We start from the raw sequence: 22,474 nt of genomic DNA on the forward strand, positions 1-22,474 counted from the left end.
AGTGCCCCCGCAAAGGGGAGGAAGCAGAGGTTCACATGCGAACTTGTCTCGTCGTTGATGATTCCAGCGTCATCCGCAAGGTTGCGCGCCGGATCCTGGAGGGCCTCGACTTCCAGATCCTCGAAGCCGAGGACGGTGAGAAGGCGCTGGAGGCCTGCAAGCGCGGCTTGCCCGATGCGGTGCTGCTCGACTGGAACATGCCCGTGATGGACGGCTACGAATTCCTCGGCCATCTCCGGCGCATGCCCGGCGGTGACCAGCCCAAGGTGGTGTTCTGCACCACCGAAAACGACGTTGCGCATATTGCACGCGCGCTGCATGCCGGCGCCAACGAATACATCATGAAGCCCTTCGACAAGGACATCGTGACGGCGAAATTCCAGGAAGTCGGACTTATCTGAGCGAACTCCCGGAGGCTGAACGGATCCTTCGGCGATTGTTTTCAACTGAACCGTTTCAGTCTGAGTTGGTGAGTAATGAGTGTTGCGTTCGCAGGTAATTCGACCACTGGCACGTCGCGAGACGCCGGGCCGCTGCGAGTGATGGTCGTTGACGACTCCGTCGTCATCCGTGGCCTCATCTCGCGCTGGATCGGTGCCGAGCACGACATGGAGGTCGCGGCCTCGCTGCGCACCGGGCTCGAAGCGGTCAACCAGCTCGAACGCATCAACCCTGATGTTGCCGTGCTCGACATCGAGATGCCCGAGCTCGACGGCCTCTCGGCGCTGCCGCAACTGCTGGCGAAGAAGCGGGATCTCGTCATCATCATGGCCTCCACGCTGACCCGCCGCAATGCGGAGATCAGCTTCAAGGCGCTGTCGCTCGGCGCCGCCGACTACATTCCGAAGCCGGAGTCGACGCGCGAAGCGTCGGCCGCGGACATCTTTCATCACGACCTGATCCAGAAGATCCGTCACCTCGGTGCACGGCTGCGCCGCAAGCCCGCGGTCGCGAGCCCGCCGCTGGCGCCCGCGAGCCCTGCTGCACCGGCTGCACGTGCACCCGCTATCGCGCGGCCTGCTACGCCCGCAGCGGCTCCGGCCATACATGCCCTGTCGTCGGGCCCGCTGACCACGCGCCCGTTCTCGGCGCATGCACCGAAGGTGCTGCTGATCGGCTCCTCGACCGGCGGTCCGCAGGCGCTGATGGCGCTCGTCACCGAACTCGGGCCGGTGATCGACCGCTTCCCGGTGCTGATCACCCAGCACATGCCGCCGACCTTCACCACCATTCTCGCCGAGCATCTGGCGCGCGCGAGCCGCAAGCCGGCCGCCGAGGCGGTCGACGGCGAGCCGGTGAAGGCGGGACGGATCTATCTCGCACCCGGCGGCAAGCACATGCGTGTCGTGCGCAGTGGCGCTGACGCGGCGATCGCGCTCGATGACGGTCCCGCCGTCAATTTCTGCAAGCCCGCGGTCGATCCGCTCTTCACTTCCGCCATCGACATCTGGCACGGCAACATCCTCTCGGTGATCCTGACGGGCATGGGCTCGGACGGCATGCGCGGTGGCAAGGATATCGTCGCTGCCGGCGGCAACGTGATCGCGCAGGACGAAGCCTCCAGCGTGGTCTGGGGCATGCCGGGCGCGGCGGCCAATGCCGGCATCTGCGCGGCGATCCTGCCGCTCAACCAGATCGGCGCCAAGGTCAACCGCCTGTTCGCGGGAGACCGCTCGTGACGCCGGTTGACTACGAGTATCTGCGCAAGTTCCTGAAAGAGCGTTCCGGCCTCGATCTCTCCGCCGACAAGCAGTACCTGGTCGAGAGCCGGCTGCTGCCGCTCGCCCGCAAGGCGAGCTTGCCCGGCATTCCCGATCTCGTGCTGAAGATCAGGAACGGCGACGGCCGGCTTGCGACCGACGTGGTCGAAGCGATGACCACCAACGAGACCTTCTTCTACCGCGACAAGATCCCGTTCGATCACTTGCGCGAAACCATCCTGCCGGGCCTGCTGCAGGCGCGCGCCGCGCGCAAATCGCTGCGCATCTGGTCGGCGGCGTCGTCGACCGGGCAGGAGCCCTATTCGATCGCGATGTGCGTGAAGGAGATGGGCGCGGCCTTCGCCGGCTGGCGCATCGAGATCGTCGCCACCGATCTGTCGCAGGAGGTGTTGGAGAAATCCAAGGCCGGCATCTACAGCCAGTTCGAGGTGCAGCGCGGCCTGCCGATCCAGCACCTGGTGAAGTATTTTACACAGGCCGGCGAGCTCTGGCAGCTCAATCCCGACATTCGCGCGATGGTGCAGTTCCGCCAGCTCAATCTGCTGCAGGACTTCTCCCATCTCGGCACGTTCGACGTGATCTTCTGCCGCAACGTGCTGATCTATTTCGACCAGGACACCAAGGCCGTGATCTTCGAGCGCATGGCGAAGGGCATGGAAGCCGATGGTACGCTGTTGCTGGGGGCTGCCGAATCCGTCGTCGGCATCACCGATGCGTTCCGCCCGATCACTGAGCGCCGCGGCCTCTACCAGCTCAACCCCGCGCGCTCGGGACGTCCGATGGGCGGATTGATGCCGCCATCGTTGAAGGTCGCAGCTGCAAGGTGATTTTTCTTCCTTCTCCCCTTGTGGGAGAAGGTGGCGCGAAGCGCCGGATGAGGGGTTGCTTCAGCAAACTCCAATGCGAGATGTGTGTGAGGATAGAGACCCCTCACCCGTCTCGCCGCTATCGCGGCGAGCCACCCTCTCCCACAAGGGGAGAGGGAAAGAACGCACCTCACAAAATCGCATGCGGCAGAAATCGCGAGCGGTTGCCCGTGATCGGGCTTTCGTCTTCGCGGATCGATAACCCGCACGGCTCGTGGTTCACCAGCCAGCTTCCTACCACCGCATAGAAACCCGAAAAATTCGGCAGCGGCGACAATGCCTGCCGCACGAAGCCTTCTGCGCCGTAGGGGCCGGCCTGCTCGTCGAGCGGCATGCCGCTTGAGACCAGCGTGACATTGGCGCCTTCGCGCGACAGCAATGGCTTGCGCACGTAGGATGTTCCGAGCTCGGCGGCACGCGGATCGTCCTCGAAGAAGGCCGGCAGCAGATTGGGATGGTTCGGAAACATCTCCCACAGCAGCGGCAAAATGCCCTTGTTGGAGAGCACCGCCTTCCACGGCGGCTCGATCCAGCGCGTCGGCGCGCCCGTGAGCTTGGCGCCGAAGGCGTCCTGGAACATCCATTCCCAGGGATAGAGCTTGAAAGCGAGCGCGATGTCGTTCTCGCCGAGATCGACGAAGCCGCCGCCCTCGTCGCGCCAGCCGATCTGCTCGATGTCGAGCAGCGTGGTCGGGAGTCCCGCCTGGCGTGCGGTGTCCTCGAGATAGGCGAGCGTGCCGGCGTCCTCTTCGTTGCCGGTGGTGCCGGTGAGATGAACATGGCGGCCCGCGGCAATCTCCTTCCATGCCGCGATCAGCCGCTCGTGGATGGAGTTGAACTGATCGGCGCGCGCGGGGACGATGCGGCGTTCGATCGCCTGTTCGAGCCAGGTCCATTGAAACACCGCGGCCTCGAAGATCGAGGTCGGCGTGTCCGCGTTGTATTCGAGCAGTTTTGCAGGACTCTGGCCGTCGAATTTCAGGTCGAGCCGGCCATAGAGGCTGCGGTCGTCGCGGTCCCAGCTCTCGGCGATCAAGCTCCAGAACGCTTCCGGTATCTTCAAGCGACGCAGATGGCGCTCGTCACCGATGACGCGGCCGGCAAGCTCCAGGCACATCGCATCGATCTCGCCGGTCGGCGTCTCGATGCCGCGTTCGATCTCGTCGAGCGTAAAACCGTAATAGGCCCGCTCGTCCCAATAGCGTTCGCCGCCGATGGTGTGGAAGGCGAAGCCGCATTGCGCGGCGGTCTCTCGCCAGTCGTCGCGCTCGAGGCAGGTGATGCGTTGCATGGATCAGCCGCCGCCCGAGAAGCCGTGCCCGAACGAACCGAAGCCGCCGCGGCTCACGCTGCTATGGCCCGAGTCGGATGACGTGCTCGACGAGGAATGGCCGGAGGAATCGCTGCTGTAGTAGCTCGATCGCGACGACGAGCCCGATCCGCCGCTGCCGCCCGAGGAGCTGCTTCTGCTGCTGCTGCACGCGGTGCTCGTCTGCACCGCCGGATCCGCCCCGGGAGGAGGGGGCTCGCAACTCGTCCGCGGCATCAGCGTGTAGGCGGTGGTGCCGACCGCGAGCGTGCCCATCACCAGCAGCGCGACATGGCCGGATCGCTTCACTGGCGGCCGCAAGGGCGGCGGCTCGGCCGGTAGCCGGCGCTTGCCGAACTCCTTTTTGGAGGGTTTGTCGGCCATGTCAGTAGATCATGCAGGCGGCGTTCAGCAGCCCCGCCGCGAGCGAGGACAGCCCGAGCCAGATGGCCGGCGCAAGCTCGCCTGCGGCTATCCGCGCCGACAGGTTCGGCACCGGCACCTTCACGAGGAAGAGCACGATGATCTGCACGATCAGCGCGATGATCGCCCAGATCAGGCAGTCCAGCACATTGGCCGAATGCGCGATGGCGCTCACCAGCGGCGCCACGAAGCCGAGCAGGCTGAGGCCGAGCGCAATCGCGGCGGCCGGCTCGTTGTCGCGGATCAGCTGGAACTCGTCGTGCGGAGTGATGCGGGTATAGACGAACAGATACGCCACGATGGCGATCAGGCCGGTGCAGAAATAGACCAGGAAGGCGGGCAGGCCGGCAAGTGATTGCAGGATCATCGTTCCCCCATCGTGCAGCGACCATTCGTCGGCAGGGGAAGGATAGCGGTTCAATGCCGGGAGGACGATGAGGCCGCGTTCGCGTCCCCAAAAAACAAAACCCCGCCATTTGCGGCGGGGTCCAGGCTGGGAGGAGCGAGCCCCGGGGGCTCGCGACGTAAACCCAGGGATCAGGCGGGAATGCGCTCTTCGTGCTCGTGCGGCTCGCGCAGCACGTAGCCGCGGCCCCACACGGTCTCGATGAAGTTGCGGCCTTCGGAGGCATTCGCGAGCTTCTTGCGGAGCTTGCAGATGAAGACGTCGATGATCTTCAGCTCCGGCTCGTCCATGCCGCCATAGAGGTGGTTGAGGAACATTTCCTTGGTGAGGGTCGTACCCTTGCGGAGCGAGAGCAGCTCCAGCATCTGGTACTCCTTGCCGGTCAGATGCACGCGCTGGCCGCCGACTTCCACCGTCTTGGTGTCGAGGTTGACGACGAGGTCGCCGGTCTGGATGACCGACTGGGCGTGACCCTTCGAGCGGCGCACGATCGCGTGGATGCGGGCCACCAGCTCGTCCTTGTGGAAGGGCTTGGTCATGTAGTCGTCGGCGCCGACGCCGAGACCCTTGACCTTGTCCTCGATGCCGGCGAGGCCGGAGAGGATCAAAATCGGTGTCTTGATCTTGGAGACCCGGAGCTGCTTGAGCACGTCGTAGCCGGACATGTCGGGCAGGTTGAGGTCGAGAAGAATGATGTCGTAATCGTATAACTTACCGAGATCGACGCCCTCTTCCCCCAAATCGGTCGTGTAGACGTTGAAGCTCTCAGACTTCAGCATCAGCTCGATCGACTGCGCGACGGCGCTGTCATCTTCAATCAGCAAAACGCGCATGCCAGTTCCCCATAGTCGCCGCTCCCGGGCGTCAGGTCGGCCGCATTCGCGGCACTCAACAAAACGCCTTTGAACAACTGATTCGGATCCTGACAACAGATGGTTAACAAATCCTGATTCTGGAACGCAAGTCCCCCCGGTGCAATTTTTGTCGAATCGCCCTAAGGTCTTGCGTGTGAAGCAGCTTTCGTCACCCAGCTCCGTTCAAGTTCCACTTTAAGAGACGGGCCTAACCGACTCCCGCGACTCAGCCTTCTTCTGAAGGGGAGTCACGCTCAGTCACAAAGACAGTGACGCAATGATTAACGATGCGGGTAAACACGAAGTTAAGCGCCGTTCAGAAATATGGCGAAACTTAAGGGTTTGCCACGATCGCCCTGAGGATGAAGTCGTCCCCCTTATGAAGGCTCTCTTATGAAGGCGCTTGCCGAACAGATCGGCGATATCGACGGCGTCAATATTTACGGCCGTGTGGTCGGCGTTCGCGGCCTGATGGTCGAAGTGGCCGGACCCATTCACGCGATGTCGGTCGGTGCGCGGCTCGTGATCGAGACCGGCGCGAACCGTTCCATTCCCTGCGAGGTGATCGGCTTCTCCGGCAACAACGCTGTCGTGATGCCGTTCGCCGGCCTCGACGGCGTGCGTCGCGGCTGCAAGGCCGTCATCGCCAATGCCGCCAATCAGGTGCGTCCGTCATCAGCCTGGCTCGGCCGCGTCGTCAACGCGCTCGGCGAGCCGATCGACGGCAAGGGGCCGTTGCCGCAGGGCCCGGCGCCGATGCCGTACCGCAACTCGCCGCCGCCGGCGCATTCGCGCAAGCGCGTCGGCGCCCCGCTCGATCTCGGCGTGCGCGCGATGAACACGTTCCTGACCTGCTGCCGCGGCCAGCGCATGGGCATTTTCGCAGGGTCCGGCGTCGGCAAATCGGTGCTGCTGTCGATGCTCGCGCGCAACGTCGATGCCGCGGTCAGCGTCATCGGGCTGATCGGCGAACGCGGCCGCGAGGTGCAGGAATTCCTCCAGGACGACCTCGGCGAGGAGGGCCTGGCGCGTTCCGTCGTCGTGGTCGCAACCTCGGACGAGCCGGCGCTGATGCGCCGCCAGGCGGCGTATCTCACGCTCGCGGTCGCCGAATATTTTCGCGATGAAGAGAAGGACGTGCTCTGCCTGATGGACTCGGTGACGCGTTTTGCCATGGCCCAGCGCGAGATCGGCCTGTCGGCCGGCGAGCCGCCGACCGCCAAGGGCTATACGCCGACCGTGTTCACCGAGCTGCCGAAGCTTCTGGAGCGCGCAGGGCCGGGCCTGGGTGAGGGCGCCATCACCGCGATCTTCACGGTGCTGGTCGACGGCGACGACCATAACGAGCCGATCGCGGATGCCGTCCGCGGCATCCTCGACGGCCATATCGTGATGCAGCGCTCGATCGCCGAGCGCGGCCGCTACCCCGCCATCAACATCCTCAAATCCGTCTCCCGCACCATGCCGAAATCGGCCGACCCGCAGTTCTGGCCGACCATCCAGAAGGCGCGGGCGGTGATGGCGACCTATGCCGACATGGAGGAACTGATCCGGCTGGGCGCCTACCGGGCCGGTTCCAGCCCCGAGGTCGACGAGGCGATCCGGCTGCACGAGCCGCTGGAAGCGTTCCTGAAGCAGCGCAAGGACGAAAATGCATCACTGGCGGACGGCTACCGCCAGTTGGCGCAAATCCTCGGCAATTTGGAAACGGAACGCTAACTTTGTCCCGTCATCATCCGACCCCACAGAGTAGCAGAGCCGGTCTTGGCCCCCAACGGGCCTTCGGGGAGACCGGTGTCGTCCCACGCGCAGCCAGGGGACTTCTGGGGAGTATGAGTCGATGAAGTCACGAGATACCCTCATCCGCCTGAAGAAATTTCAGGTCGACGAGAAGCGCCGCCGGGTCACCCAGATCGAGACCATGATCGCCGACTTCCAGCGGATGTCGACCGATCTTGAGCGCGAGATCTCGACCGAGCAGGAGCGTGCCGGGATCAACGATCCCTCGCATTTCGCCTATCCGACCTATGCCAAGGCCGCGATCCAGCGCCGCGAGAACCTGACGCGCTCGGCCGACGAGCTCAAGGGCCAGCTCGACGAAGCCAAGGCGGCTTTGGCCGAGGCCTTCGAGGAGCTGAAGAAGGTCGAGCTCCTCGACGAGCGCGACCAGGCCCGCGAACGCGCCGAGGAAAACGCCCGCGAGCAGGCCGACCTCGACAGCATCGGCCTGATGCGCGCCCGCATCGGCGCCGTCGCCTGAAGACGCAGACAGCGGCCAGACCGCCGAGAATTTGCAAAACCCGGACCCGCAAGGTCCGGGTTTTCGCATTTGCTATCCACAGTGTGGCGCCCCGCCCCTTGGTGATGGGCTTTGCCGCGCGCTATGGTAGCTGGGTGCCAGGGCCTGCGCGGAACGCGACAGGCCCGCGTGTGGGGGACTGAATGCTGACGCCAGCAGAGCTGGTCGGGCTGATCGGGGAGGTCGCCAAGGGCGATCAGGCCGCTTTCGAGCGCCTCTACGCCGCCACGCGCGCGAAACTCTATGGTGTCGTGCTCCGTATCTTGCGCCGACAGGATCTCGCAGAGGAGGTCATTCAGGAGACCTACGTCAAGATCTGGAACAGCGCCGGCCAGTTCAACCCGGCCTTGTCGTCGCCGATCACGTGGATGGCATCGATCGCGCGCAACCGCGCCATCGACATCGTACGCAAGAAGACGGAAGTCTCCATCGAGGAGGAGCCGCAGGCGATGGAAGTCGCTGGCGACAGCCCCGATCCGCTGGCGCGGAGGGAGATGACCGAGGAGTTGAAGCGGCTCCTGGAATGCATCGGTCGGCTCGAGCCGGACCGTCAGCGGCTCGTGCTTCTCGCCTATTACAACGGCTGGAGCCGCGAGCAATTGGCGGAGAAATTCGCCGCGCCCGTCAACACGGTGAAGACGTGGCTGCGGCGCAGCATGTTGGATATCCGCGAGTGCCTCGGATTATGAGGGCTCGCACTGTGAGGGTGGTTCTGGACTGCAAGTGATGGCCTACACGGAGGACCATATCGCGCTCGCCGCGGAATATGCGCTCGGTACGCTCGACGCGGACGAGCGCGCGCAGGTCGAGACCATGATGGCCGTGGACAAGGCGTTCGCCGAAATCGTGCAGGCCTGGGCCTACCGGCTCGGCGTCCTCAACCAGATGGTCGGTTCGGTCGAGCCGCGTCCGATCGTGTGGGAGAACATCAGGGCCGAGCTCGCGCGGACGGACTTTGCGCAGGACACGCCTGCGCCGGAAGCTTCGCCACCGCCACCTGTGCCGGAGCTTTCTTCGTTCGACACCGCGCCGCCGGAGTTGCCGTCCGAGGATGTGAAACCACTCGAGGCGCAGCCTCCCGAAGCCGAGCAGCCTGAAACGGTGCGGCCGGCGTCCGATGCGCTTCCCGACGTCGCGCCGATATTCATGCCGCAGGTCCATGCGCCCGATCCAGACGTCGCGCGCGCGCCGCCGCCGCCGGTCGCCGACAACAGCAACGTGATCCGGCTCGAGAGCCGGGTGAAACGCTGGCGCACGATCGCATCCGCCGTCGGTGCACTCGCGGCCGCGCTGCTGGTGACGCTGTCGCTTCAGATCTTCCAGCCCGATGCTCTGCCGGGCAGCTTGCGTCCGGCGCCGCGCATCCAGACGGTGGAAGTGAAGACACCGGCGCCGCTCGCGGCGTCGTCGCAATATGTCGCGCTGTTGCAGGGCCAGGGCGGCGGCCCCGCCTTCATCCTCACCATCGACGGCGCGACGCGGAATTTCACCGTGCGCAAGGTCGGCGCGACCCCGGAGGCCGGCAAGAGTTTTGAGCTCTGGCTGATCTCCGACAAGCTGCCGCGTCCGCGCTCGCTCGGCGTGATTGGCGCGGGCGATTTCACCGCGCGCCCGGTGCTCGGCTCCTTCGATGCCGACGTCGTCAATGGTGCGACCTACGCCGTCACCGTCGAGCAGGCCGGCGGCTCACCGAACGGCCAACCGACCTCGGCGCCGGTGTTTACCGGCAAGCTGATTGAGACCGTGCCGCCTTCACAACCGCAGGTTCCGGCGAAGAAATAGGGGCCGTAGCCCGGATGGAGCCAACGGGTCGGCGCAAAGCGCCGCCCGATGACAGGCTCCGCGCAATCCGGGACCTTCGTGCCATCAGGCGAGAACCCCGGATTTCGCGCTGCAAGGCGCAAACCTGTCGCCGCGGTCCACCCCGTCGTCGCAATCCGACAAATCCCGCTGAATCCGCCCCTGATTTGAACCTCCATCCATTTCGCGGCGTCAAATGCCCGGATTTTGCAGTCGGCGCCGCCGAACATGGTGCCGGAGAGGGGCTAGAAGTCAGATGGATGCAGCAAGGACGCCGGGCATCTTCGTCCACCAATATGCGGGTCTGCCGCACGGTCCGGCCTTCGAACATTGGCGCGAACGGGCGTTCGGCTCCTGCGGCCTCGATATCGGGCCGAGCCATGGCGACAGCATCGATTGCCGGCTCCAGATCAGCGTGGTCGACAATATCGCGTTGGCGATTCCCGAAGGTGCCTCCGCGCAATATTCGCGCAGGCAGAGCCATCTCGCCGACGGCAGCGACGATCTCGTCCTAATCGCCGCGCATGCGGGTCTCGTCCGCGTCGGGCAGAACGGCCATACCGTCGAGCTTGCGCCCGCGCAGATGGTGCTCGTCGACATGGGCGTCACCGGCACCGTCGGCCACACCGACGAGGATCGCTTCACCACCATCCGCATGCCGCGCCGCGCGCTGCTCGACATCAATCCGCGCGCCGAGGACAAGCTGTCGCAAGTGCTCTCGGATGGCGCGGTCGCCGAGACGATCTTCCGCTACCACGCACTTGCCGCCCATCACGCGCCGCATCTGGACGCCGTCGGCCAGCGCCTGACCGCTCAGCACATGGTCGACCTCGTCGGCCTGCTGCTCGGCACCGATGCGGAGCATGCGAGCCTTGCGCGCGGACGCGGACATGCGGCGGCCCGTCTCGATCTCATGCGTGCCGACGTGATGGCCGCGCTCGGCCGCAACGATCTCTGTCTGTCCGAGATCGCGACGCGCTCGGGGCTCAGCCCGCGCCAGGCGCAACGCCTGTTCGAGCAGGCCGGCACGACCTTCACCGAATTCGTGCTGGAGCAGCGCCTGGTGCTGGCCCGCAAGCTGCTCGCCGATCCTCGCGCGAGGGCGCGCAAGATCAGCGACATCGCGCATTCCTCGGGCTTCTCCGATTTGTCCTATTTCAACCGCGCCTTCCGCAAGCGTTTTGGTGCGACGCCATCGGAACTGCGCGACGCCTGAGCCGCGATTTTGTGCAGCGGCGCGGGCGGCCGCAGTTGGTCAATCCGGGCGAATGAGCTATATCTGCCCGTGCGGGCAGGCCGCTGAAATTCTCGAGACAACGCAGTAAACGGACATGGCGCGTATCGTCGTGCTCGGCGCCGGGTTTGCAGGTCTGTGGGCGGCCATCGGCGCTGCGCGCAAGCGCGACGAGATCGGCGCGGCCGGCCGTGACATCGAGATCCGCGTCGTCGACCGCAATCCCTATCACAACATCCGGGTGCGCAATTACGAGGCCGACCTCAGCGAGGTCGCTCTGCCGTTGCCGCAACTGCTCGATCCGATCGGCGTCACTCATGGCATTGGCGAGGTCGAAGCCATCGATCCGGCGAGGCGCGAGATTTCACTCGTCACGAGCAGCGGCGAGGAGGTGCTGAGCTACGACCGCCTCGTGCTGGCGCTCGGCAGCGAGGTGATGCGTCCCGCCATCCCCGGCCTTGCCGAGCATGCCTTCGATGTCGATACCTATGCCGCCGCGCTCCGCCTCGAAGATCATCTCGTCTCGCTCGGACGCAGCGCGCCCTCGCCGGGACGCTCGACCGTCGTGGTGGTCGGCGCCGGATTCACCGGCATCGAGGTCGCTGCCGAGATGCCCGACAGGCTGGCGCGCGCCGGCATCACCGGCAGCCGCCGCATCGTCCTGGTCGATCCCAATCCTGCGGTCGGCGCCACCATCGGCGCGCATGCGCGTCCCGTCATCGAGACGGCGTTGTCGTCATTGGAAGTCGAGACACGGCTTGGCGTGCGCGTCGTGTCGGTCGAGGCCGCCGGCATGCGCCTGAGCTCGGACGAGTTCATTCCGGCGCAGACGGTGATCTGGTGCGCCGGGATGCGCGCGAGCCGGCTGGCCGAGAGTTTCGCGGGCGCGCGCGATCGGCTCGGACGCCTGCTGGTCGATCCTTTCATGCGGGTTGCGGATATCGAGGGCGTGTTCGCGGCCGGCGACGTTGCCTCGAGCGTGGTCGACGGACTGCATCCGACCGTGATGTCCTGCCAGTTCGCCCGTCCCATGGGCCGCTTCGCCGGCCACAATGTGGTGGCCGATCTCGCCGGCCAGCCGATGCTGCCGTTGCGGATCGACTGGTACGTGACCGTGCTCGATCTCGGCGGCTGGGGCGCGCTCTATACGGAAGGGTGGGATCGCGAGGTTCGCACCACCGGCGCGGCCGCAAAGGCGACCAAGCAGACCATCAACTGCAAGCGCATCTATCCGCCGCTGACCGGCAGTAAGGAAGAATTGTTCGCCGCGGCCGCGCCAACCGTGCAGGCGCCGCCGCCGACTTATGGGGCGCGGTAGCCCAAGCAAATATTCGGTGTCATCGTCCGCCTTGTGCGCCATTGCGCACTGGGGCGGACGATCCAGTATTCCAGAGACGGCAGTGAAATACGGCGAAGCCGCAGCGTACTGGATTCCCCGGCTTCGCGGGGAATGAGAGTGGAGCTTGTGGAGGAATGTCCGCGCTACACCAGCATAAACATACCCCAGACATGAGAAAGCGCCCGTGGGGGGCGGGCGCTTTCTGTAGTCGACTTGGGGTTGGGGTCGTCTACATATCCACGTGGCGACTTTGGGGGGCTGGTAAAGAGCCGCGTGAATTCCTGAAACTCGTAAATCTCCTTAGCGAACGAGGGACGCGTTCGAACTGGTGATAGCGACCGGCTTGCCGGCCTTGATCACGCGGGCGGTCTGGGTCAGGCCTTCATCCGAACCCGTACGTGCCGTGATGCCGAAGCCAGCAACCACGATCCCTGCGACGAGCGCCACGACCACAATTTTCAAGTGGGTCGAGCGATCCGCGCTGTAGATCGAATGGTTCATGGAAGCCTCCTGCCGCCACCTACCCGAAGTAGTCGCCAGCCTGTTCAGGCAGGTTCATGCTTCCGGTGCCCAACAACCTAGTATTGGGGGGATTCGTTCCCAAGGGGCGATCACAAGAGCGTGAAAGGACGTGAAAGGCCGCGATCAAAAGCGACCCCTTGTTCGTGCGATTTCGTAATTATTTCAAAGCTGTAATGTGCTTGCTAGGCCTCTTGCCGAGATCTGGCTCGACAAGAGGCCAGGAACTCAAAAACCATTTGCCTGTGGCTGAAAAACACACGGGTTCTTAAGGCAAATCAGACGCTTCCGACCGTTTTCAATCTCGCCCTGGGGTGGATCTCGGCCTGCGACAAAACCGTCGTCTGGGCCCGGAACCGCTCGACCAGGGAACGCACGAAGGGACGAATTGCCGCGGAGGTGACCAGCACCGGGGCCTCGCCCTCGCGGGCGGCCCGCTCGAAGGCCTCGCGCACGGCGGTCATGAATTCCGACAGCTTGGAAGGCTGCATGGCGAGGCTGCGCTCCTCGCCCTGGCCGATGATGGATTCGGCGAAGGCCTGCTCCCACCGCGCCGACAGCGCGATGAGCGGCAAATAGCCGGCGTAGGAGGTGTTCTGCGCGCAGATCTGGCGGGCGAGGCGGGCGCGGACATGCTCGACCATGGTCGCGGGATTGCGCGAGAAGGCGAGCGAGTCGGCGATGCCTTCGAGGATGGTCGAGAGATCGCGGATCGAGATGCGCTCGGCGAGCAGCAGCTGCAGCACGCGCTGGATGCCGGAAACCGTGACCTGTCCCGGCACGATGTCCTTGACCAGCTCGCTCTGCTCTTTCGGCAGCTCCTTGAGCAGCTTCTGCACCTCGCCATAGGAGAGCAGGTCCGACATGTTGGCCTTGAGCAGCTCGGTGAGATGGGTCGAGAGCACGGTCGCGGCGTCGACGACGGTGTAGCCTTTGAGCGAGGCTTCTTCCTTGAGGCTGGCATCGACCCAGGTCGCGGGCAGGCCGAAGGTCGGCTCCGTGGTGTGGATGCCGGGCACCTGCACCTGGCTGCCGCCGGGGTCCATGACCATGAACTGGTTCGGCCAGATCTTGCCGGTGCCGGCGTCGACCTCCTTGATCTTGATGATGTAGGTGTTGGCTTCGAGCTGGACGTTGTCGAGGATGCGCACGGCGGGCATCACGAAGCCCATCTCGATGGCGAGCGAACGGCGCAGCGCCTTGATCTGCTCGGTGAGGCGGTCGGTGCCGTCGGGCCCGTTGACCAGCGGCAGCAGCGCGTAACCGAGCTCGATCTTGAGGTCGTCGATCTTGAGCGCGGCCGAGATCGGCTCCTCGGCTGCGGCGGCACCCGGCGCGCCGGGGGCACCGGCCGCGGGCGCGGCCTTGGCGGCTTCCTCGGCCTTGGCCGTCACGCGGTTGCGGTTGCGGGCGTTCCAGGCGAGCGCGCCGGCGCCGGCGCCGAGCGCCAGGAAGGGGAGGGTCGGAATGCCTGGCAGGGCGGCCAGGACCAGCATGACCGCCGATGACATCGCGAGCGCCTGCGGATAGCCGGAGAACTGCTTCATCAGCGCCTTGTCGGCGGCGCCGGAGACGCCGGCCTTGGAGACGAGCAGGCCGGCCGCGGTCGAAACGATCAGCGCCGGGACCTGGGTGACGAGGCCGTCACCGACGGTCAGCAGCGTGTAGCTGCGGCCGGCGTCGGCGAAGGAGAGGCCCTGTTGCGCCACGCCGATGATCATGCCGCCGACGATGTTGATGAAGACGATCAGAAGGCCGGCGATGGCGTCGCCGCGGACGAATTTGGAGGCACCGTCCATGGCGCCGAAGAAGCCGCTTTCGTCCTCCAGCTCCTTGCGCCGGTGCTTGGCGACCGTCTCGTCGATCAGGCCGGCGCCGAGGTCGGCGTCGATCGCCATCTGCTTGCCGGGCATGGCGTCGAGGTGAAAGCGCGCGGCGACTTCGGCGATGCGGCCCGAACCCTTGGTGATGACGACGAAATTGACGATGATCAGGATGGCGAAGACGATGATGCCGATGACGAAATTGCCGCCCATCACGAAGCTGCCGAAGGCTTCGATGACATGACCGGCGGCAGCTGTACCCTCGTGCCCGTGCGACAGGATCAAACGGGTCGAGGCCATGTTGAGCGAGAGGCGCAGCATGGTCGAGATCAAGAGGACGGTCGGGAAGGCCGAGAATTCCAGCGGCGTCTGGATAAACAGCGACGTCATCAGGATCAGGATCGAGAGCGTGATCGAGATCGCCAGGAACAGGTCCAGCACGATCGCGGGCAGGGGCAGGATCAGCACCACAAGGATGGTGAGGACGCCGAGCGCCAGCGCGATGTCGCCGCGCTTGAGAATTGTGACGATGTCGTTGAGGGAGGGGATGCCGGGCCTGGCTGCGCTTACGCCCTGTCCCGCGGTGACGTCGACCATGGTAGCTGCCTCCCCGCGCGACTGCCGTCCGCGCGCCCCAAACGTCTGCGCGGCGGCCGATGGGCCGCCGTTCCGAAAGTGAGGCACCGCACTGGCGTCCACAGGGGATCCCCCGTTCTACGCGGCCGACGACACTCGACTTCACCCGGCAATTTTTGCCCGGTCTATGGTTAGCAAAGGGTTAACAGCGGGTGCGGCAAGAGTGCGGGGAAGGGTGTTTCGGGGGCCTCCAGATGTCATTCCGGGTTCGGCTCTTCGAGCCGCCCCGGAATGACGGAAGGGCAAGCCGTCCCTACTTCGCCTTCTCCATCTTCGTCACCGTGTACCCCGTTGCCGCCTCCTCGGCGTCAAAGGTCACCTTGTCGCCGACCTTCACCTGCTTGAGCAGAGCGGGGTCCTTGACGCGGTAGACCATGGTCATGGGTTCATCCATGCCGAGGCTTTTCGCCGGTCCGTGCTTGAGCGTGATCTTGCCGGCGCCCTCGTCGATCTTCTTGACCTCGCCGCTGATCGCGGCGCCCTGGGCCGCGAGGGTGCCAGTGGAAAGGCCCACGGTCAGCGCGAGCGCAGCAGTGATTCGGATGATGCGGTTCATAGGAGTCTCCCTCGTTACTTCACTTCACGGTGACGTGGCCGACCATGCCGTAGTCGCGGTGGTCGGGAATCAGGCAGGAAAATTCGAACGTGCCGGCCTTGCTGAACTTCCAGAGGATCTCGGCCGTCTTGCTCGGTGCGAGCCTGACACCGTTGGGATCGTCGTGCTCCATGTGCGGATGCTTCTTCATCTCCACCGCATGCGCGAGATTCTCCTTCGTGGTGGCGAGCAGGAATTCGTGGTCCTCCTTGCCGACATTGCGCAGCACGAAACGGATCTGCTCGCCGCGTTTGACCTCGATCCTGGAGGGTGCGTAGTCCATCTCGTTCAGCAGGATCTCGATCGTGCGCGCGGGCTTTTTGGGATCGCCGGGCTCGCCGGCCGAAAAGGTGCCGTGCGCGTGCTGGTCGTGGGCATAGGCCGGCGCGGTCGACAGTGCGGCCAGTGCGAGGCTGAGCCTGATCGTCTTCTTCATTTTGTTCTCCAGTTGGTGGTTCATCGAAACGCTCACATCTTCATGTTCTTCATCGGTGGACTGCCTGGCTTCTGTCGCGCCGGCTCTGATGCCGGCGGCGTGACCTCGTAGGCGACGGTGCCTTGCGGGAATTGGTAGGGGCCGGGATCGCGGTAATCGTCGCGGGCGAGGTCCTCGCGGATCTTCATCACCGTGAACATGCCGCCCATCTCGATCGGGCCGAACTGGCCGGTGCCGGTCATCATCGGCAGCGTGTTGTCGGGTGCCGGCATCTCCATGTTGCCCATCGCCATGCCGGTCGAGCCCATGGCCATGCTGTCAGGCGCGAGCTTGCCGACGGCCTTGGCGAGATCCTTGCGCGACACCCCGATCAGGTTGCGCATGTCGTGCCCCATCGCATTCATGGTGTGATGCGATTTGTGGCAGTGGAACGCCCAGTCGCCGGGATTGTCCGCGAGCACGTCGAACACGCGCACCGCGCCGACGGGCACATCGGTGGTCGTCTCCGGATATTGCGCGCTCTCCGGAATCCAGCCGCCGTCGGTGCAGGTCACCGCAAAACTGTGGCCGTGCAGATGGATCGGATGGTTGGTCATGCTGAGATTGCCGATGCGCACGCGCACCTTGTCGCCGAGCCGCACTGGCAGCGGATCGATGCCGGGAAATACCCGCGCATTCCAGGTCCACATGTTGAAATCGGTCATCTCGTTGACCTGCGGCAGGTATGTGCCGGGATCGACGCGGTAGGTGCTCATCACGAAGACGAAGTCGCGGTCGACGGGACGGAAGCCCGGATCGCGCGGGTGCACGACGACCATGCCCATCATGCCCATCGCCATCTGCACCATCTCGTCGGAATGCGGGTGGTACATGAAAGTCCCGCTCTTCTTCATCTCGAACTCGTAGACGAAGGTCTTTCCCGGCTGGATGTGCGGCTGGGTCAGCCCGCCGACGCCGTCCATGCCGCTGGGAATGATCATGCCGTGCCAGTGCACGGTGGTGTATTCGGGCAATTTGTTGGTGACGAAGATGCGGACCTTGTCGCCTTCGACGGCCTCGATCGTCGGGCCCGGCGACTGGCCGTTATAGCCCCACAGATTCACCTTCATGCCCTCGGCGAACTCGCGCACCACGGGCTCGGCGACGAGATGGAATTCCTTCCAGTCGCCGTTCATGCGGAACGGCAGCGACCAGCCGTTGAGCGTGACCACGGGGCGGTAGTCCGGGCCACTAATGGGGTGCAGCGGCGGCTGCATCACCACCTTGTCCATGTGAGGCGCCTCCGGGATCGAGGCCGCCTGCGCCCGGCCGCTGACGACGGACGCGCTGGCTAGCGCGGCAGTGCCCAGAAATCCCCGGCGTGAAAACATGTTGGCCTCCATGTCAGTGGCCGCCATCGGCAGGCGCTGCCGCGGCGATCGTGGTTGCATTGTCGCCGCCGGCCGCAGGCACGCCGCCGCCATTGACGGCGGTCTGCAGGTCGGATTGGGCGAGGAAGAATTTTTGCCTGGCATCGATCGCGCCGCGCAGCGACGCCAGGCGCTGCCGCGCTTCTGTGAGCAGCGCGAAAATATCGACCTGCATGCTGGAGAAGCGAAGCTGCATCTCCTCCGTGATGATCTTGCGCAGCGGCAGGATCTCGCGCTGGTAGTGGCCGGCGATGTCGTAGCTGGAGCGATAGACATGATAAACATCGCGCGCCTCGGAGCGCACATTGACGGCACGCTCGGTCAGCCGATTGAAGGCGAAGTTGTAGGTTTCGGCCGCCTGCCGCACCCGCACCTCGCCGCCGTCGAAGATCGGGATCTGGAATTGCACGTCGAAGCCCCGCTCGCGGAACGGCGGGCCCTCCGGATCCTGGGTGCGGCGGGAGATGCCGGCGAGATCGAGCAGGGTGACGAAGCGCGTCGCCTCGGTGAGGTTGAGGGATTTCGCCAGCGCCGTCAGCTCCAGCCGCGCGATCTGCAGATCGATGCGATGGGCGACCGCGTCGGCTTCGATCGAGGGCAATGCATGGGGCCGTCGCGGCAGCGGCGGCAGTTGATTGGGCAGACGGAAGTCGAGCCCGCCGTCCCACAGGCCCATCAGGCGCGCCAGCCTTTCGCGCGCGCTCGTTGCCGCCTGCCGCGCGGTAGCGAGGTCGGCCGTGGTCTCGGCGTAAAACACCTGCTCGCGGGCCTGGTCGAGCTTGTTGAGCGAGCCGGTCTCGCCGAGCTTGACCGCAAGCTGCGCAGTCGATTCCGCTGTCGCCTTCGCGTCGGTGAGCAGCGCCACCATTTCGTTGCCGGCGACGGCACGGACATGGGCGCGCCGGACATCGGCGGCCAGCCGCAGCGTCACCAGCGCCGCGCGCAATTGCGCCTGACGAAAACGCTCGCGGGCGATGTCGGAGCGGAACGGCAACGTCGCCAGCGCGAGGATGTCGCCGACCACCTGGCGCTCGATCTCGCTGGCGCCATTGCCCGAGATCCGCGAGATCGAGAACACGGGATTGGGCGGCAGGCTCTGCTCGACGAGATCGGTCTCGGCCAGTGCCAGCTCGTTATAGGCGGCTTGCAGACCCTTGTTGTTGAGCAGCGCAACCTGCACGGCGGCCTCCGTGCCCAGCGTCCGCGACAGCAACTGGCGGACACGCGTGTCCACCGCGCCGGCTCCCTCGGCCGTCCGCACGAAGGCGACGTCCTTGTTGATGGTCTGGCTGGTCAGCTCCGAGACCGCGTTCATGCCGCCGTCGGGCGAGAACGCAGCACAGCCCGAGAGGCCGAACGCGGCGAGGATCAGCAGGCTGCGCGCGAGATGATGTGCCATGGCGCGCTCCTACCGGTCTTGCTTCGGCTGCGGCGCGACGCTGTCGTTGCGGTCGCGCCAGGGTGCCGGCGTTGCGGGCCGCAGGCTGTCATAAGGCGCGACAGTCGACCGGTATCCGGCACGTGCCACTTTTGCCGCGGGATCGGCAGGATCCGCGCCGGCGACGTGTGTCGTTGCCGTCATGCAGCCGGACAGCCCCAGCGCAACCAAGGCCAGCAGCGGCCAATTGAATAGAAAGTGTCCTCCACGCGCCGCGGATGCGGCGGCGGACTTCGCCCCGGAAAGCGTAAGCATCTGTCATCCCTGATCTGTCCTGGAGACCACAGGTTCGCGCGCGCAGACGCGCGCTCGGCCTGACGTCGTCGCGTCAGATCAGGCGATGGGAGGACGGTAGTGCAGGGGCGGCGCCGCGCTGTGCAGGCTGGCCGTGATCTCGGGCGCACAGGCGGAGACGGGCTGAAGCGGCTTGGCGACGCTGGGCAGATCGGCCGGCAGGGCGCTCACGCACATCATCGCGCAGCAGGGGCCGGCGTGGCCCTTGCCGTCATGCTGATGCGGGGCGGGCTCGTCCTGCGCGGCAGCCTGGTGATGCGCGTGCATTCCCGCGTGGTCATGCGACACGTCGCCATGCATGTGGCCGTCCTGCATCTGATGATGCGCCGGCACGAGGTCCGCAAGGCGCGAATCGTCGAGGCACGGCGCAGCGCCGTTGCCCCAGGCAAGTGCCGCTGCCGGCGCGAGCACGCAGAACAGATAGGCGAGGGCAACGAGGCGCCCCACCCTGATCCGCATCGATCGCGTCAATTGCAGCAACATACCGTCGACATGCCCTTCGCGCGGCAATGTTGCACACGCAGATTGCAAACTAATGGCAAAGTGCGATTTCGCCAAGCTCTTCTTACCGCAGCGCACCGCGCATGCCCAATATCGCGGCAGGATGCTTGACCGCAAGGCGATCAGCGAACATGGTCCGCGCCGTGCACGCGCCAACTCATCCAGGACAGATACCGGCCTCATTCACGCCTGATTCGCGTCAGGCTTGGGTTCGCCTCGTCATTGCGCTGCTGATCGGCTCGATTGGCGGCGTCGGCATGTGGGCCATCGTGGTCATGATTCCCGCGGTGCAGGCCGAATTCGCCGCCACGCGCGGCGCGGTGTCGCTGGCTTTCACGCTCATGATGTTCGGCTTCGGGCTCGGCGGCGTGATCGCCGGCAAGATCACGGACCGGTTCGGCATCGTGCCCGCAATGGCGATCAGCATTGTCTTCCTCGGCATCGCCAATGTGCTCGCGGGTCTGTCGACTCAGCTCTGGCAATTCGTGGCGGCGTACTTCCTGATCGGCCTCGGCACTTCGGCGACCTTCGCACCGCTGATGGCGGAGGCCTCGCACTGGTTCGAGCGCTATCGCGGCCTTGCCGTGACCATCGTCGCCAGCGGCAATTATTTCGCCGGAACCATGTGGCCACCGCTCGTGAACTGGGGCCTGCAGACGATCGGCTGGCGCATGACCCATATCGGCATCGGCCTTGTCTGCGTGAGCCTGATGACGATTCTGGTGTTGGTCCTGCGCGCGCAGATGGGCGACGACAAGGTCCACGATCATGCCAATGCGCCGCCGCCGCGGGTCGATCTCAAGCTCTCGACCAACACCCTGACGGTGCTGCTCTCGATCGCCAGCATCTCCTGCTGCGTCGCCATGGCGATGCCGCAGGTGCATATCGTCGCCTATTGCGGCGATCTCGGCTACGGCGTGGCGCGCGGCGCGGAGATGCTGTCCCTGATGATGGCCTGCGGTATCGTCAGCCGCATCGGCTCGGGCTTCCTGGCCGACAAGATCGGCGGCATTCGCACGCTGCTGGTCGGATCGCTGGCGCAGGGCTTTGCGCTGGTGTTCTACCTGTTCTTCGACAGCCTTGCCTCACTCTATCTGATCTCCGCGATGTTCGGCCTGTTCCAGGGCGGCATCGTGCCGAGCTACGCCATCATCGTGCGCGAGGCGATGCCGGCGCGCGAAGCCGCAACCCGCGTCGGCATCGTGATCTTCGCATCCGTGTTCGGGATGTCGTTCGGCGGCTGGGTGTCGGGCGTCATCTTCGACGCGACGGGCTCCTACGCCGCAGCGTTCGCGAACGGCGTGGCGTGGAATGCCTTGAATATCGGCATCGTGGTAACGCTGCTGATCCGGTCGCGGATGAATGCGGTCAAAACCGGCCCCGGTTTTGCGACCTAAACCTCGCGCCCTGGCTTGAGCAGCGAGCAGCCGGTGATCTTGTAGCTGCCGTCCGGCTGCTGCTCGAGCGTGTACAGCGCTTCCCAGGCTTCGCCGTTGGCGTCGATGATGTGAACGTGCTGGGCAACCCAGCTGCCTTCGCTCTTGCTGTCGCCGAATTCAAAACTCTTGTGCCGGTAGACCGGTGCGTAGCCTTTCTGCACCATGGACATGAAGATGTCGGGCGCGGGAAAGATCTCTCTGATCGCCGGTGCCGCATGGGAATAGGCCGCGGCCGCATCGTCTCGCGCAAAGGCCTGTTCCTGGGCGCGGATGACGCCCTGTGCTGCCGAGACATCGCCGGCCAGCGCCGGGACGCTGCGGAGGGCGATCGTGAGAGCGACGAGCAAGGCGGCGATGCGCATGACAAGCTCCGCATTGAGATCATCCCGGCCATGCCGATCCTAGCATGACTTTGGGGAGATACGGGTGCGCTATCGCTTTCGTTTCACCGTCGGCTTCGCCTGCTTGGATGCGGTACGTGCCTTGACCTTGCCGGGCTGCACCCGCAGCCCGTCGACGAACACGTCGAGCATCCGCAGCACCGAGGATTGCCAGCCGGGCTGGTCGTGCATGTAGCACATGCCGATCAGTGCCCTGAACAGGTCCTCCGGGCTGATATCGGCGCGCATCTGGCCGGTCGCGACAGCGCGATCGAGCAGCGAGCCGACTGCCTTGGTCAGCCGGTCCATCGAGAACGCCGCAAGGTCCGACGAACTCTGGAACGTCAGCGCCAGCGCAGCCGACATGCCCTTTTTCGTGGCAACGAATTCGACGGTGGAGCCCAACCAGCGCCGCAACGCATCGACCGGGTCCTTGGCATTCTTCAATTGCTCGGCAAGCTCGCTGAGTTGCTCGACCTCGCGCCGGTAAACCGCCTCGAACAGATCCTCGCGCGTCGGGAAATGCCGATACAGCGTGCCGATGCCGACGCCCGCACGTTTTGCCACCGCTTCCAGGCTCGCTTCCGGGCCGCCGGCGTTGAAAACCACCTTCGCAGCCTCGAGCACGCGCTCGCGATTGCGCACGGCGTCGGCACGGGGCTTCCGAATCTGGTCGGTGTGGTCGTCCATGCCGGCAATGTAGATCACGAATTGGTTAGATTGAACCCTCGCAAGAACCTTTGCAGGGCTTCA

At 65.1% G+C, this 22,474-nt stretch carries 24 protein-coding genes; 10 read left to right on the plus strand and 14 right to left on the minus strand.

Translation table 11 applies throughout. From position 1 onward, the window contains the following. Positions 1 to 35: 35 nt before the first annotated feature. From NLM25_RS09195 to NLM25_RS09205, 3 genes are all read left to right on the plus strand, one after another. A complete protein-coding gene (locus tag NLM25_RS09195; RefSeq protein ID WP_007600538.1) occupies positions 36 to 401 on the plus strand; it encodes a PleD family two-component system response regulator in 366 nt (121 codons plus the stop codon). A gap of 75 nt (positions 402 to 476) precedes the next feature. Continuing rightward, positions 477 to 1,679, plus strand: coding sequence for a chemotaxis response regulator protein-glutamate methylesterase (locus tag NLM25_RS09200; protein WP_254136703.1), 1,203 nt, complete (start codon positions 477 to 479; stop codon positions 1,677 to 1,679). Then, positions 1,676 to 2,548: a protein-glutamate O-methyltransferase CheR gene (locus NLM25_RS09205; protein WP_254116548.1), complete on the plus strand. Its 873-nt coding sequence runs from the start codon at positions 1,676 to 1,678 to the stop codon at positions 2,546 to 2,548. The genes NLM25_RS09200 and NLM25_RS09205 overlap by 4 nt, the downstream gene beginning before the upstream one ends. 169 nt (positions 2,549 to 2,717) lie before the next feature. Here the strand turns inward: NLM25_RS09205 and NLM25_RS09210 are convergent, their stop codons facing one another. From NLM25_RS09210 to ctrA, 4 genes are all read right to left on the minus strand, one after another. Then, complete coding sequence (locus NLM25_RS09210) at positions 2,718 to 3,878, minus strand: glutathionylspermidine synthase family protein (RefSeq protein ID WP_254136704.1); 1,161 nt, start codon at positions 3,876 to 3,878, stop codon at positions 2,718 to 2,720. A gap of 3 nt (positions 3,879 to 3,881) precedes the next feature. After that, complete coding sequence (locus NLM25_RS09215; protein ID WP_254136705.1) at positions 3,882 to 4,280, minus strand: hypothetical protein; 399 nt, start codon at positions 4,278 to 4,280, stop codon at positions 3,882 to 3,884. 1 nt (position 4,281) lies between these two features. Then, positions 4,282 to 4,686: a DUF350 domain-containing protein gene (locus NLM25_RS09220; RefSeq protein ID WP_254136706.1), complete on the minus strand. Its 405-nt coding sequence runs from the start codon at positions 4,684 to 4,686 to the stop codon at positions 4,282 to 4,284. Between the two features lie 170 nt (positions 4,687 to 4,856). After that, entirely contained in the window at positions 4,857 to 5,558 is a 702-nt protein-coding gene (gene ctrA, locus NLM25_RS09225; RefSeq protein ID WP_008138878.1) for a response regulator transcription factor CtrA, read from the minus strand. 414 nt (positions 5,559 to 5,972) lie between these two features. Between ctrA and fliI the strand changes: the two genes are divergently transcribed. From fliI to NLM25_RS09255, 6 genes are all read left to right on the plus strand, one after another. After that, the gene (gene fliI, locus NLM25_RS09230; RefSeq protein ID WP_254116552.1) at positions 5,973 to 7,298 is read left to right on the plus strand and encodes a flagellar protein export ATPase FliI; all 1,326 of its coding nucleotides are present in this window, start codon (positions 5,973 to 5,975) and stop codon (positions 7,296 to 7,298) included. A 121-nt stretch (positions 7,299 to 7,419) separates the two neighbouring features. Continuing rightward, positions 7,420 to 7,839, plus strand: coding sequence for a flagellar export protein FliJ (gene fliJ, locus NLM25_RS09235; protein WP_254116553.1), 420 nt, complete (start codon positions 7,420 to 7,422; stop codon positions 7,837 to 7,839). Between the two features lie 182 nt (positions 7,840 to 8,021). Continuing rightward, positions 8,022 to 8,567 (plus strand): sigma-70 family RNA polymerase sigma factor, encoded by a 546-nt coding sequence (locus tag NLM25_RS09240; RefSeq protein ID WP_254136707.1) that lies wholly within the window; start codon positions 8,022 to 8,024, stop codon positions 8,565 to 8,567. Between the two features lie 37 nt (positions 8,568 to 8,604). Then, complete coding sequence (locus NLM25_RS09245) at positions 8,605 to 9,660, plus strand: anti-sigma factor domain-containing protein (protein ID WP_254136708.1); 1,056 nt, start codon at positions 8,605 to 8,607, stop codon at positions 9,658 to 9,660. Positions 9,661 to 9,934: 274 nt separating this feature from the next. Continuing rightward, on the plus strand, positions 9,935 to 10,894 hold the full coding sequence (locus tag NLM25_RS09250) for an AraC family transcriptional regulator (RefSeq protein ID WP_254116556.1): 960 nt from the start codon (positions 9,935 to 9,937) through the stop codon (positions 10,892 to 10,894). 115 nt (positions 10,895 to 11,009) lie between these two features. Next, entirely contained in the window at positions 11,010 to 12,230 is a 1,221-nt protein-coding gene (locus NLM25_RS09255) for an NAD(P)/FAD-dependent oxidoreductase (protein WP_254136709.1), read from the plus strand. 321 nt (positions 12,231 to 12,551) lie between these two features. Here NLM25_RS09255 and NLM25_RS09260 read toward each other — a convergent pair whose 3' ends face one another. From NLM25_RS09260 to NLM25_RS09295, 8 genes are all read right to left on the minus strand, one after another. Continuing rightward, positions 12,552 to 12,752, minus strand: coding sequence for a hypothetical protein (locus NLM25_RS09260; RefSeq protein ID WP_254116558.1), 201 nt, complete (start codon positions 12,750 to 12,752; stop codon positions 12,552 to 12,554). A gap of 296 nt (positions 12,753 to 13,048) precedes the next feature. Then, positions 13,049 to 15,190: a flagellar biosynthesis protein FlhA gene (gene flhA, locus NLM25_RS09265; RefSeq protein WP_254136710.1), complete on the minus strand. Its 2,142-nt coding sequence runs from the start codon at positions 15,188 to 15,190 to the stop codon at positions 13,049 to 13,051. A 292-nt stretch (positions 15,191 to 15,482) separates the two neighbouring features. Then, positions 15,483 to 15,785 (minus strand): copper-binding protein, encoded by a 303-nt coding sequence (locus tag NLM25_RS09270; protein ID WP_254136711.1) that lies wholly within the window; start codon positions 15,783 to 15,785, stop codon positions 15,483 to 15,485. Between the two features lie 19 nt (positions 15,786 to 15,804). Further along, on the minus strand, positions 15,805 to 16,260 hold the full coding sequence (locus NLM25_RS09275) for a cupredoxin domain-containing protein (protein ID WP_254136712.1): 456 nt from the start codon (positions 16,258 to 16,260) through the stop codon (positions 15,805 to 15,807). 32 nt (positions 16,261 to 16,292) lie between these two features. After that, positions 16,293 to 17,630 carry a copper oxidase gene (locus NLM25_RS09280; RefSeq protein ID WP_254136713.1) on the minus strand — a complete coding sequence of 446 codons (1,338 nt, stop codon included), beginning with the start codon at positions 17,628 to 17,630 and terminating at the stop codon, positions 16,293 to 16,295. Between the two features lie 13 nt (positions 17,631 to 17,643). Then, positions 17,644 to 19,068, minus strand: coding sequence for a TolC family protein (locus tag NLM25_RS09285; protein ID WP_254136714.1), 1,425 nt, complete (start codon positions 19,066 to 19,068; stop codon positions 17,644 to 17,646). A gap of 9 nt (positions 19,069 to 19,077) precedes the next feature. Continuing rightward, a complete protein-coding gene (locus tag NLM25_RS09290) occupies positions 19,078 to 19,362 on the minus strand; it encodes a hypothetical protein (RefSeq protein WP_254136715.1) in 285 nt (94 codons plus the stop codon). Positions 19,363 to 19,440: 78 nt separating this feature from the next. Then, positions 19,441 to 19,860: a hypothetical protein gene (locus tag NLM25_RS09295; RefSeq protein WP_254136716.1), complete on the minus strand. Its 420-nt coding sequence runs from the start codon at positions 19,858 to 19,860 to the stop codon at positions 19,441 to 19,443. Between the two features lie 173 nt (positions 19,861 to 20,033). Between NLM25_RS09295 and NLM25_RS09300 the strand changes: the two genes are divergently transcribed. After that, entirely contained in the window at positions 20,034 to 21,299 is a 1,266-nt protein-coding gene (locus NLM25_RS09300) for an MFS transporter (protein WP_254136717.1), read from the plus strand. Here the strand turns inward: NLM25_RS09300 and NLM25_RS09305 are convergent. Next, positions 21,296 to 21,703, minus strand: a complete 408-nt coding sequence (locus NLM25_RS09305) for a DUF4864 domain-containing protein (protein WP_254116566.1) — start codon at positions 21,701 to 21,703, stop codon at positions 21,296 to 21,298. The two genes, NLM25_RS09300 and NLM25_RS09305, sit on opposite strands and share 4 nt — an antisense overlap. A 69-nt stretch (positions 21,704 to 21,772) precedes the next feature. Beyond that, complete coding sequence (locus tag NLM25_RS09310) at positions 21,773 to 22,411, minus strand: TetR/AcrR family transcriptional regulator (protein ID WP_254141141.1); 639 nt, start codon at positions 22,409 to 22,411, stop codon at positions 21,773 to 21,775. Between the last annotated feature and the right edge of the window lie 63 nt (positions 22,412 to 22,474).

The organism is Bradyrhizobium sp. CCGB01, assembly GCF_024199795.1.
In the GTDB taxonomy this organism is placed as follows: Bacteria; Pseudomonadota; Alphaproteobacteria; order Rhizobiales; family Xanthobacteraceae; genus Bradyrhizobium.

Bases quoted from the DNA above. Each gene is read 5' to 3' on its own strand.
- NLM25_RS09310 (WP_254141141.1), bottom strand. From the start codon at position 22,411: ATGGACGACCACACCGACCAGATTCGGAAGCCCCGTGCCGACGCCGTG.
- NLM25_RS09260 (WP_254116558.1), bottom strand. From the start codon at position 12,752: ATGAACCATTCGATCTACAGCGCGGATCGCTCGACCCACTTGAAAATT.
- NLM25_RS09290 (WP_254136715.1), bottom strand. From the start codon at position 19,362: ATGCTTACGCTTTCCGGGGCGAAGTCCGCCGCCGCATCCGCGGCGCGT.
- NLM25_RS09275 (WP_254136712.1), bottom strand. From the start codon at position 16,260: ATGAAGAAGACGATCAGGCTCAGCCTCGCACTGGCCGCACTGTCGACC.
- NLM25_RS09195 (WP_007600538.1), top strand. From the start codon at position 36: ATGCGAACTTGTCTCGTCGTTGATGATTCCAGCGTCATCCGCAAGGTT.
- ctrA (WP_008138878.1), bottom strand. From the start codon at position 5,558: ATGCGCGTTTTGCTGATTGAAGATGACAGCGCCGTCGCGCAGTCGATC.
- NLM25_RS09240 (WP_254136707.1), top strand. From the start codon at position 8,022: ATGCTGACGCCAGCAGAGCTGGTCGGGCTGATCGGGGAGGTCGCCAAG.
- NLM25_RS09305 (WP_254116566.1), bottom strand. From the start codon at position 21,703: ATGCGCATCGCCGCCTTGCTCGTCGCTCTCACGATCGCCCTCCGCAGC.
- NLM25_RS09300 (WP_254136717.1), top strand. From the start codon at position 20,034: ATGGTCCGCGCCGTGCACGCGCCAACTCATCCAGGACAGATACCGGCC.
- NLM25_RS09210 (WP_254136704.1), bottom strand. From the start codon at position 3,878: ATGCAACGCATCACCTGCCTCGAGCGCGACGACTGGCGAGAGACCGCC.
- NLM25_RS09295 (WP_254136716.1), bottom strand. From the start codon at position 19,860: ATGCGGATCAGGGTGGGGCGCCTCGTTGCCCTCGCCTATCTGTTCTGC.
- NLM25_RS09250 (WP_254116556.1), top strand. From the start codon at position 9,935: ATGGATGCAGCAAGGACGCCGGGCATCTTCGTCCACCAATATGCGGGT.
- fliJ (WP_254116553.1), top strand. From the start codon at position 7,420: ATGAAGTCACGAGATACCCTCATCCGCCTGAAGAAATTTCAGGTCGAC.
- NLM25_RS09255 (WP_254136709.1), top strand. From the start codon at position 11,010: ATGGCGCGTATCGTCGTGCTCGGCGCCGGGTTTGCAGGTCTGTGGGCG.
- NLM25_RS09220 (WP_254136706.1), bottom strand. From the start codon at position 4,686: ATGATCCTGCAATCACTTGCCGGCCTGCCCGCCTTCCTGGTCTATTTC.
- NLM25_RS09200 (WP_254136703.1), top strand. From the start codon at position 477: ATGAGTGTTGCGTTCGCAGGTAATTCGACCACTGGCACGTCGCGAGAC.
- flhA (WP_254136710.1), bottom strand. From the start codon at position 15,190: ATGGTCGACGTCACCGCGGGACAGGGCGTAAGCGCAGCCAGGCCCGGC.
- NLM25_RS09215 (WP_254136705.1), bottom strand. From the start codon at position 4,280: ATGGCCGACAAACCCTCCAAAAAGGAGTTCGGCAAGCGCCGGCTACCG.
- NLM25_RS09270 (WP_254136711.1), bottom strand. From the start codon at position 15,785: ATGAACCGCATCATCCGAATCACTGCTGCGCTCGCGCTGACCGTGGGC.
- fliI (WP_254116552.1), top strand. From the start codon at position 5,973: ATGAAGGCGCTTGCCGAACAGATCGGCGATATCGACGGCGTCAATATT.
- NLM25_RS09285 (WP_254136714.1), bottom strand. From the start codon at position 19,068: ATGGCACATCATCTCGCGCGCAGCCTGCTGATCCTCGCCGCGTTCGGC.
- NLM25_RS09245 (WP_254136708.1), top strand. From the start codon at position 8,605: ATGGCCTACACGGAGGACCATATCGCGCTCGCCGCGGAATATGCGCTC.
- NLM25_RS09280 (WP_254136713.1), bottom strand. From the start codon at position 17,630: ATGTTTTCACGCCGGGGATTTCTGGGCACTGCCGCGCTAGCCAGCGCG.